This window comes from Streptomyces sp. NPDC087844 (assembly GCF_044742785.1).
Classification (GTDB): Bacteria; Actinomycetota; Actinomycetes; order Streptomycetales; family Streptomycetaceae; genus Streptomyces.
This window is the reverse complement of sequence record NZ_JBIUVD010000059.1, coordinates 1-9,271: the sequence shown is the minus strand read 5'-3', so window position 1 is coordinate 9,271 and position 9,271 is coordinate 1. Positions and strand designations below refer to the sequence as shown.

Here is a 9,271-nt window from a genome sequence, read left to right as displayed (position 1 = left end):
CAAGGAGTTGTCATGAGTACCGAGCGCATCGAGTCCGTCATCGTCGGCGGCGGCCAGGCGGGCCTTGCGACCGGATACCATCTGGCGCGCCAAGGCCGACCGTTTGTGATCCTGGACGCGGGCGAGCGTGTCGGCGACGCGTGGCGCGGGCGCTGGGACTCGCTGCGCCTGTTCAGCCCGGCGAAGTTCGACGGCCTGCCGGGGCGCCCGTATCCCGGCCCCGCCTGGTCCTTCCCCACCCGTGACGAGTTCGCCGACTATCTCCAGGACTACGCGGCCTGGGCGCAACTGCCGGTGCGGACCAGGACAGCGGTGCGGCGGGTGTCGTTCGAGGGCGGCCGGTACGTCGTGGAAACGGACGGGGACCAGACGTACGAAGCCGAGAACGTAGTGATAGCCGCAGGTTACGACCGGCTGCCGAAACTGCCCGCCTACGCCGCCGAATTGGCCACGTCCACGACGCAGATTCACGCGCACGACTACCGCAACCCCGGCCAACTCCAGGACGGCCCTGTCCTGGTGGTCGGCGCGGGGAACTCAGGCGCCGACATCGCCCTCGAACTCGCCGGCGCCCGCGAGGTGTTTCTCTCCGGCCGGCACCCCGGGCAGGTTCCGTGGCGTGTCGAACGGCGCCCCGCCCATTTCTTCGTCCCCGCCATCTCGTTCGTCTTCCGCCACCTGCTGACCGTCCGCACCCCGATGGGCCGCAAGATCCGCCCGAACGTCCTCGCGCACGGATCCCCTCTGATCCGCGTGAAGTCCGCCGACCTGGAGGCGGCCGGCGTCCAGCGGGTGGCACGCACCACCGGAGTACGCGAAGGACAGCCGGTGCTCGCCGACGGCACCACACCGAACGTCGCCAACGTCGTGTGGTGCACGGGTTTCCAACCGGACACCTCCTGGATCGACCTCCCGGTGTTCGACGCGGACGGTGAACCGGCCCAGTTTCGCGGCGTGGTGGACTCGCAGCCGGGCCTGTATTTCATCGGCCGCCTCTTCCAGTACTCGATGATCTCATCGATGATCCAGGGCGTCGGCGCGGAGGCGGAACACGTCGTACGGCATCTCGCGGCGCGTACGCCCGCGCAACCGGTGTCCGCCTGAACATGCCGGCCCGACGCACCCAACAACTCGTTGTCCGGACAAGTCCTGCGTACCTTCAGCGGCACGACGGTTGGTCGCAACGGCCGGACCATGCGTGGTGCGAGGCGGGCTGACCGGCACGGCTTGCAAAATTCTGGAGTTCTCGACGCCCCGATCCGTACTGAGTGCCGGACCGGGCTGGTGGCCGCCACTCGGGACCGACGGGCGACTCCCGCTGACGCGCGTACGGCAGAAGAGCCTGGACTTGGTGAGTATCAAGCCTGGGCTGCTTGCTGACGGCCATCGGCAGGCGCTGACCCATCCGGTCACAGCCGTCCTGTTCGCGCGGCGTGCCGTCGGGTGATGGTCTCGTATGGCCAGGCGGATACTCAGGCGCGGCTCATCGCAGGCATGGAGACGTGCGGTGACGCAGCCGCGCCCGTTACGCCGCCCTCCTCCAGCAGAGGGTCGAGCGCCGTCAACTCCATTCGCAGCAACATGACGTCAGCCGTGACTGGATTGCATTGAAGTTGACAGAGCCGGGTCCTGACGTCGAAAGCGAGCAGCCGAGAGACCTCGAACCGCACCACCGGAACCGCACATGGCGGGCGGCGGGACATGCCGTCCGACCGCTACTGAACGACATATCTCAAGGAGATGCACATGAATCTGAAGACTGTTCCCAAGCCCTCCCGCAGGAGTGCTTCCAGGAGTGCTTCCATGCTGGCTGCGTTTGCGGGCGTAGCGGCCCTCAGCGCGGCGAATACGACGTCGGCCCCCGCGGCTCAGGCCCAGTCCCGCGAGTCAGGGGTGCTGCCCACGGTCGTGCTGGTGCATGGAGCCTTCGGAGACGCCTCCATCTGGAACGCCGTGATCACACGTCTGCGACACGACGGGTATCCGGTCGTCGCGCCCGCCAATCCACTGCGCGGACTGGCGGGCGACTCGGACTACATAGAGAGCTTCCTCAAGAGCGTCAAGGGACCGGTCGTGCTCGTCGGCCACTCCTACGGCGGCGCCGTGATCAGCGACGCCGCCGCCGGCAACCCTCAGGTCAAGGCGCTGGTCTACATCGCCTCGTTCGTACCCGAAAAGGGCGAGAGCTTTACGGAGGTCGGCGCCGCATTCCCGGGATCCACCCTCGCCTCCGCCGTCGACGCCGTGCCCTTCCCTCTGCCCGGCGGTGGCACCGGCACCGACCTCTACGTCCAGAAGGACAAGTTCCGCGACGCCTTCGCCGCCGACGTACCCGCATCGGTCACCAACCTCATGGCCGCCACCCAGCGCCCCCTGGCCGCCTCCGCCCTCGACGACAAGGCCACCGAAACCGCCTGGAAGACCATTCCCTCATGGGACTTGGTCACCACCGAGGACAAGGCCATCGCACCGGACGAACAGCGCTTCATGGCCGCACGCGCCCACTCCCACACGACCGAGATCAAGTCTTCACACGCCGTCCTCATCTCCCACCCCGACACGGTCACCAACCTGATCCGACAGGCCGCCCGCACCACCACCCGGTAACACCCAGGCATGCGAGCCGAACCCGGTCCTCCGCGGTCCGAAGCCGGGCAGTGACTTGCCCATGCTGAACTGCGGGGGCGTTGCCGCCATCTGCCGGACCCGTTCGGAGATGTCCTGGCCCACCGAGTAGCCCGCGACGCAGTCGAACGCGTCCCCGGCAGACACGCGATGGGCATGGCGACCGATGACGAAGACGAGCTCCACCTCCACCTCGCCCCGACCATCGGTGACCGGGATGCCGAGCACGGCCCACGAGGCCTGGTACGAACCGGAGTTCCAGAACCAGCGTCCGGTGACCCGGTAGCCGCCCTCCACCTTGCGGGACTCGGAGGACGGAGTCAGCACACCTGAGACCAGCGCGTCGGGATCATCAACCCATACATCATCCTGGGCCTGCTGCGGGAACAGTCCGGTCATCCATGAACACACGTTGAGCAAGGCGACGACCCCGGCGGTGCCGCCGTCAGCCTTACCGACAGCGGCGAGACATCCAGCATCGTGCGCATCGACGTCTCGACCCGCCGTATCCCCCCTGGGCTGCGTGATCTCGAACAGGTCGGCGTCGCGACATGCCTGGATGTTCCCTCGCTCTGGACCGTCGCTCCTCGCTCCGATCCGCACCGCCGGTCGTTTCGCGGTGAACATCCTCGGCCAGGTCCAGGACGACCTCGCGGTGGTCTTCGCACGCCGGGACGTCGACCGCTTCAGCGCGCTGACGAGCGGCGGCTCCAGCGACAGGGAGGCGAACGAGCTCACCGTCGTCCCGAAAGGCACGCCGTCGACGGCGGAGGTGACGATCGTGACCGGAGTGCACACATTGGACATGACGTCACGAAACTGCTGCTGCCCAATCATCACCACTCCTGTCCACCTGCCCGAATCTCAATCCAGTTGAGATTGCGGGTGTGGCGGTCGCGCGTCAAGGGTTTCACCCCACATATCAAGTAAGTTGATTTATGAGACCTGACTCCGCCACACTTCGAACAGTGACGCCCCCGTCTTGCGGCGGGTTCTGGTCTGATCACAAGGTGCTGCGCGAGCCGGAGCGCCACCCCTGCGCCGTACACGTCAGCGCAGTTCACGTTGGAGGAAGTCATGACTGTTGCGGTAACTGGCGCAGGCGGACAGCTGGGCCGGCTCGTCGTCGAGGCGCTTCTGCACACGCAGACACCGGTAGTGGCCATCGTTCGCAACCGCGCCGGTGCCGCCGAGCTGGCAGAACGAGGCGTGGAACTTCGCCAAGCGGATTACGACGACCCGAGACTGCTCGACGAGGCACTCATGGGCGTCCGGCGACTCCTCCTTGTCTCGGGCAGCGAATTCGGCGTCCGGGTCGGTCAGCACGTCAACGTGATTCGCGCCGCCGAGCGCGCGAACGTAGAGCTTCTCGCCTACACGAGCATCCCGAATGCGCATCGCAATCCGATGATCATGGCGCAGGACCACAAGGCAACCGAGGCGGCGCTCATCGATGCCGACGTGCCGCACACCCTCTTGCGCAACGGCTGGTACTGGGAGAACTACCTACCAGGTCTGGCGCGTGCCGTGAAGACCGGTGTCATGTACGGTGCCGCCCGCCATGGTCGAGTCTCCGGTGCCGCCCGCGCCGACTTGGCAGAGGCTGCCGCCACCGTGCTCGCAACCGAGGGCCACGCCGGACGCGTCTACGAACTCGGAGGCGATGCTGTCACGTATGCAGGCTTGGCGGCAGCCATGTCGGAGGCGGCCGGCAGGCCGGTGCGATACCAAGACCTTCCGCCGGAGGACTTCACCGCCGACCTGGAGCGGGCCGGCGTGCCGACCGGATTCGCGCAGGTGCTGACCGACAGCGACCAGCGCATCGCCGAGGACGCCCTGTTCACCGACGGCCAAGACCTCGCCGGGCTCATAGGCCACCCGGCGACTCCCGCGGTCGAGGTCTTTCGCGCGGCTCTCGCTCGGAAGTGACCCGGTGTAGGACCACGCGGGTCGCGACGGGCTGCACTGAGCCGGTCGCGCCAAGTCTCCTCCGGGCGGCCTCGCACAGCTCAGGTATTCCCGGGATCTCAGGACATCGATCCGAGGTCAGTGCCATGACGGCCGTCGCGAGTTCGGTACTTGGCGACAACAACGGGTACCGGATTCCACAGACCGCTCAGTGCCTGCACGAGCACGGGGAGAGCGAACCCAATATGGGCGAGGCTGTAGAAGACGGCGATCGCGGTGGCGGCGTGCTCCCAAGGGGCCGGCGATTCCACCAGCCGCAATCCGCTCAGCAGGAGGCTGCCGTAGGTCGATCCCAGGACGACGAAGGTGGTCAACAGCAGGACCAGGGAGCCGGTGCCCGCGGTGAGCGCCGCGAGAAGCATGCTGGTGATCGCGGCCGTCATGCCCGCCCGGAAGGGGGAGACCGGGGAGCGTCGCGTGAGTCGACCCGCCCATGGCCGCACCGCGGTGCCGGTCCCGCTCGTCGCTTCCTCGGATTCTCCTCACTCGGCTTTCGCCACGGCCCCAAGTCGGTACTGACCGACCGTACGGCCGTCGTCGTGTACGTGTCGAACGACCCCTACACACGCCGCTACGACCTCGATGTCCTCGCCGAACTGCGCGCGGGACTCCCCTCTGGGAGCGTCGTCGCCGTCACCGCGTCACCCGACGGAGTGCCCCGCGACAACAGCTGGCTGCTTCCCGAACTCTCGGAGGCCGACGACACCGTCCTCGCCCTGGCCGCTGTCGTGTGCGCCCAGCTCGTCGCGCTGCGTTCATCCATGGGCCTGGGCATCCGACCGGACAACCCGTTCCCCTCCGGAGAGGTGAACCGCGTGGTGCAGGGCGTGACCGTGCATCCACTCCCCGAACGACGCAACGACGTCGTGTAGCAGTGTGCAGAGAAAGCCGAGCGGAGGAACAACGATGTTTCTGGGTGTGGACGGCGGGGGCACCAAGACAGCCTTCTGTCTCATCGACAGCGCGGGCACCATACGGGCCCGAGCCCTCGCGAAGGGCGCCTACTACTTCGCGGACAACGCCACAGGTGGAGTCGACCATGTCCTACGGGTCCTGGAAGAGGGGATCGGGGTGGTGACCGAGACCGCGGGCATCGACCGCGCGGACATCGACCACGCGTTCTTGGGCCTGCCCGGCTACGGCGAGGTCCCCGGCGACGTCGCCGCGCTGGACGCCACTCCCGGCAAGGTGCTGGGCCACCGGCGCTACGGGACCGACAACGACATGATCTGCGGCTGGGCCGGTTCGCTCGGCGCGGCGGACGGCATCAACGTCATCAGCGGTACCGGCTCGATGGCCTACGGCGAGCGGCACGGCCGAGGCATCCGCACCGGTGGCTGGAGCGAGTTGTTCAGCGACGAGGGGTCGGCGTACTGGATCGCAGCCCGGGCGCTGAACGTGTTCTCACGGATGAGCGACGGCCGGCTTCCCGAGGGCCCTCTCGCGGGGGTGCTGCGCCGCCACCTCGGTCTGACCTCGGACCTCGAAGTGATCGACATCGTCCTCAACCGCTGGCAGGGACATCGCAGCGAGATCGCCTCGCTGAGCCCTCTGGTGGTCGAGGCGGCCGGACTGGGCGACACCGAGGCCGCTGCCGTCCTCATCGCGGCGGGCGGCGAACTGGCGCTGCTGGTGGACAGTGCGCGCCGCCGACTGGACTACTCCTCAGGGGAACCCGTCGTCGTCTCCTACTCCGGCGGCGTCTTCCGCTCGGCGGCCGTGCTCGACGCGTTCACCACCGAGCTGCGGAGCAGCGCGATCGCCTATGAGCTGCGGCAGCCTCTGTTCGAACCGGTGGTGGGCGCCGCGCTGTACGCGGCCAAGCTGGCCGGCACCCCTCTCAGCACTGCGGCCCTGGCGGCCCTGTATTCCACCTCGGAGATCACCACCACGGAGAACAGTCATGACATTGCGTGACAGAAGAACCTGGATCATCTACGCGGGTCTGCTGGTGTTGTTCTGGGGTGTCTGGGGTGCGTTCTCCAGTCAGCCGACCGAACGGTACGGCTACCCGGACGAGATGATCTACGTCATCTGGGCCCTCACCATGCTCGTCCCCGCCGCGTTCGCGCTGCGCCGGGAGCGGTTCGATCGCCGGCCGATCGCCGCGGTCTACGGGCTCACGGCCGGGCTGACCGGAGCCGGTGGTCAACTCCTGCTGTTCCAGGCACTGTCCGACGGTCCCGCGTACCTGATCTTCCCGGTGGTCTCGCTCTCCCCGGTGATCACCGTGCTGATGGCAGTGGCTCTGCTCCGGGAGCGGATCGGGAAAATCGCCGTCATCGGAGTGATCGCCGCATTGATCGCCATCGTGCTGATCAGCATCCCGGCGGGTGCCGGTGGGTCGGTCAGCACGGGGTCCTGGCTGCTGCTGGCCATCCTCATCTGCGTGGCTTGGGGAGCGCAGGCGTTCTTCATGCGCAAGGCCGCCCTCGCGGGCGTCAACGATGCGACGACGTTCGGCTGGATGACCATCAGTGGTCTGCTGCTCGTCCCCGTCGCTTTCCTCATGATGGGCGGTCTGCCCGACGCCCCGTGGCAGGCCCCTGCGCTCACCGCAGGCACCCAGGTGCTGAACGCCGTGGGCGCGCTGTTCCTCGTCATGGCACTCAGCCGTGGCAAGGCCAGCGTCGTCGCACCGATCACCAACGCCCTGGCGCCCGTCCTGACGATCGTGCTGTCGCTGATCATCTATCAGACACTGCCGACGATATGGGCGACCATCGGCATCGTGCTCGCCCTCGGCGGATCGACGCTGATGGTGTACGCCGACGAGAAGCGCGAGGAGGAACCCGACACTCGGGAACTGTCCACACCGACGGCGGGCTCGTAGACCGAGCCCGGCCATCCGACGGCTCCGGTCCGCCCGCCCCACCCCAACGAGGGCCGGAGCGAAGCCACGGCACACGAACTTCGCAGGCCGTCCCACCCCTGCACGAGGAGCACGCCCATGCCCCTGGTCCCCACCGTAGAACTGGTCACCCGAGCCGCCACCGAGCACCGTTGCGTCGCCGCGTTCAACGTCATCACCCTCGAACACGCTCAGGGCATCGTGGCGGGCGCCGAGGCCGCCGGCCGACCGGTGATCCTGCAGATCAGCGAGAACGCCGTGCGGTACCACCGGGGACAACTCACTCCGCCCCAGTTCGGCCTCCAGCCAGAGCCCTGCCTTGTGTGTCCACCGTGCCGCCGAGGCGGTGGCGGCGACGTTCTCGGCGTAGGGCAGTGCCCCGGCATCGAACATCACGGAGGAGAAACCGGCGTCGGCCGCCTGGTACAGCAGGTCCACGTCGGTGACGTGTATGTGGGTGGGAAGCCCGACTCCCCCGCGAGCGCGCACGCCGACTGGGTGCGCACGGACCCCACAGAGGCCGCCGACTACGTGGCACGTACGGGCGTAGACGCCCTCGCGGTCGCCGTGGGCAGCAGCCACGCCATGACCGAACGGTCGGCGACGCTGGACCACGCGCTCATCGAACGCCTCCGGGAAGCGGTTCCGGTCCCGCTGGTGCTACACGGCTCGTCCGGGGTCCCCGACACGGAACTCCGCGCCGCCGTCCGGGCCGGCATGGTGAAAATCAACGTCGGGACGGCGCTCAACATCGCGTTCGCTCACGGCGTGCGCCACATGCTGGAGAGGGCGCCCGCACTGACAGATCCCCGCAAGTATCCGGGTCCGGCCCGTGATGCCGTGGCGACCACCGTGCACGACATCCTCACCGCGCTGGCGGCCTGACGAGGGCCGCACCGAAGCCGCACCTTCCCGGTATCGTCGCCGCGCATGAGCCGGTCCTGCGGAATGCGTTCGCCGAACTGTCCCGGGGCCTTGGCCAAGGCAATGGTGTGACAGGTGGTGGCGCCGCTCGTGCGAGCGCGGCGACCACATGAAAGCGGGGCTCGCCGCCGTGATCACGACGACGAGCCCCGGCACACTGTCCGGCAGCGATCGGTACGTGGCCGGACCGCCGCCTTCTAGGGGAGGTTGACGCCCACGGTGTACGAACCGGCCCTGTCGGCAGAGACCTGTATCTGCCAGCCGCTGACCGGTCCCACGTAGGAGAGCGTCTTGTCGGCGCTGCCCGTCGGCGCGGTGGCGACGGTTTCCTGGCCGTTGGGCACGAGTCGTACCAGCTTCAGACCGTAGTCGGTACCGTCCGGGCCGTCGAGGCAGACGTCGATGGTGCCGGGCTGCAGGGATATGACGTACTGCCAGGGCAGCGACGTCTCTCCGGCGGCCACTGGGCGGGTCTGGACGTACTCATACCCCGAGCAGTCCGATGTCGACGCGGCGGCCGGCTGCGTGAGGGCAGCCGTTCCGGTGAGGATTCCTGCGGTCATGGTCATGGCGATAAAGCGATTCTTCTTCACGTGGTGCCTCCATATCCTGAGATCACTGTCGAGTTTGCATACCTGTGCGGTGGCCTCGGTCAGGTCCTGGTGGGCGAGGCGTTCGCGATCGAGGCGTTCTCTCCGCCTGCTCGATGGAAGTGAGCCGCAGACGGTCTGATCCGTGCCTGTGGAAAATGTCGCCTCCTGCTGTGGTCATCCGGCCGACGTGTCCGGCCTGAGGGCCGGTCCTTGGCTGCCGGTCAATGGACGGATCGCGGCAGAGGACCGTGGCCGCCCCGAATACCTGGGTGCTACCGGGTAGAGGTGCGGACGGCTCGTCGGATGGAAC

10 protein-coding genes and 3 pseudogenes are annotated in these 9,271 nt (G+C 67.7%); 8 read left to right on the top strand and 5 right to left on the bottom strand.

Features of this window, described 5'->3' with window-relative positions:
* Window positions 1–12 precede the first annotated feature (12 nt).
* Window positions 13–1,104: a flavin-containing monooxygenase gene (locus tag ACIOKD_RS41955; RefSeq protein WP_402093739.1), complete on the top strand. Its 1,092-nt coding sequence runs from the start codon at window positions 13–15 to the stop codon at window positions 1,102–1,104.
* A gap of 699 nt (window positions 1,105–1,803) precedes the next feature.
* The gene (locus ACIOKD_RS41950) at window positions 1,804–2,607 is read left to right on the top strand and encodes an alpha/beta fold hydrolase (protein ID WP_402093738.1); all 804 of its coding nucleotides are present in this window, start codon (window positions 1,804–1,806) and stop codon (window positions 2,605–2,607) included.
* Here the strand turns inward: ACIOKD_RS41950 and ACIOKD_RS41945 are convergent.
* Both ACIOKD_RS41945 and ACIOKD_RS41940 read right to left on the bottom strand, forming a co-directional pair.
* Window positions 2,530–3,252, bottom strand: coding sequence for a fumarylacetoacetate hydrolase family protein (locus ACIOKD_RS41945; protein WP_402093743.1), 723 nt, complete (start codon window positions 3,250–3,252; stop codon window positions 2,530–2,532). The two genes, ACIOKD_RS41950 and ACIOKD_RS41945, sit on opposite strands and share 78 nt — an antisense overlap.
* A gap of 99 nt (window positions 3,253–3,351) precedes the next feature.
* Window positions 3,352–3,432: pseudogene (locus ACIOKD_RS41940) on the bottom strand (flavin reductase); the annotation flags it as partial.
* Between the two features lie 270 nt (window positions 3,433–3,702).
* On the opposite strand from ACIOKD_RS41940, the gene ACIOKD_RS41935 reads away from it, so the two are divergent.
* On the top strand, window positions 3,703–4,554 hold the full coding sequence (locus ACIOKD_RS41935; protein ID WP_402093737.1) for an SDR family oxidoreductase: 852 nt from the start codon (window positions 3,703–3,705) through the stop codon (window positions 4,552–4,554).
* Between the two features lie 98 nt (window positions 4,555–4,652).
* Here ACIOKD_RS41935 and ACIOKD_RS41930 read toward each other — a convergent pair whose 3' ends face one another.
* Entirely contained in the window at window positions 4,653–4,976 is a 324-nt protein-coding gene (locus ACIOKD_RS41930) for a hypothetical protein (RefSeq protein WP_402093736.1), read from the bottom strand.
* A gap of 156 nt (window positions 4,977–5,132) precedes the next feature.
* Here ACIOKD_RS41930 and ACIOKD_RS41925 point away from each other — a divergent pair, with 156 nt between their 5' ends.
* The 4 genes and pseudogenes from ACIOKD_RS41925 to ACIOKD_RS41910 form a co-directional block, all read left to right on the top strand.
* The gene (locus tag ACIOKD_RS41925; RefSeq protein ID WP_402093734.1) at window positions 5,133–5,465 is read left to right on the top strand and encodes a hypothetical protein; all 333 of its coding nucleotides are present in this window, start codon (window positions 5,133–5,135) and stop codon (window positions 5,463–5,465) included.
* Window positions 5,466–5,499: 34 nt separating this feature from the next.
* The gene (locus ACIOKD_RS41920; protein ID WP_402093732.1) at window positions 5,500–6,510 is read left to right on the top strand and encodes an N-acetylglucosamine kinase; all 1,011 of its coding nucleotides are present in this window, start codon (window positions 5,500–5,502) and stop codon (window positions 6,508–6,510) included.
* A complete protein-coding gene (locus tag ACIOKD_RS41915; RefSeq protein ID WP_402093731.1) occupies window positions 6,497–7,426 on the top strand; it encodes a DMT family transporter in 930 nt (309 codons plus the stop codon). Before ACIOKD_RS41920 ends, ACIOKD_RS41915 begins: the two co-directional genes overlap by 14 nt.
* A 117-nt stretch (window positions 7,427–7,543) precedes the next feature.
* A pseudogene (locus tag ACIOKD_RS41910) lies at window positions 7,544–7,660 on the top strand (fructose-bisphosphate aldolase); the annotation flags it as partial.
* Window positions 7,661–7,789: 129 nt separating this feature from the next.
* Here the strand turns inward: ACIOKD_RS41910 and ACIOKD_RS41905 are convergent.
* Window positions 7,790–7,837, bottom strand: a pseudogene (locus ACIOKD_RS41905) (hypothetical protein); the annotation flags it as partial.
* Between the two features lie 54 nt (window positions 7,838–7,891).
* Here ACIOKD_RS41905 and ACIOKD_RS41900 point away from each other — a divergent pair.
* Window positions 7,892–8,329 carry a class II fructose-bisphosphate aldolase gene (locus ACIOKD_RS41900; RefSeq protein ID WP_402093741.1) on the top strand — a complete coding sequence of 146 codons (438 nt, stop codon included), beginning with the start codon at window positions 7,892–7,894 and terminating at the stop codon, window positions 8,327–8,329.
* A gap of 236 nt (window positions 8,330–8,565) precedes the next feature.
* On the opposite strand, the gene ACIOKD_RS41895 is transcribed toward ACIOKD_RS41900, so the two are convergent.
* Window positions 8,566–8,931 (bottom strand): hypothetical protein, encoded by a 366-nt coding sequence (locus ACIOKD_RS41895; protein ID WP_402093729.1) that lies wholly within the window; start codon window positions 8,929–8,931, stop codon window positions 8,566–8,568.
* Between the last annotated feature and the right edge of the window lie 340 nt (window positions 8,932–9,271).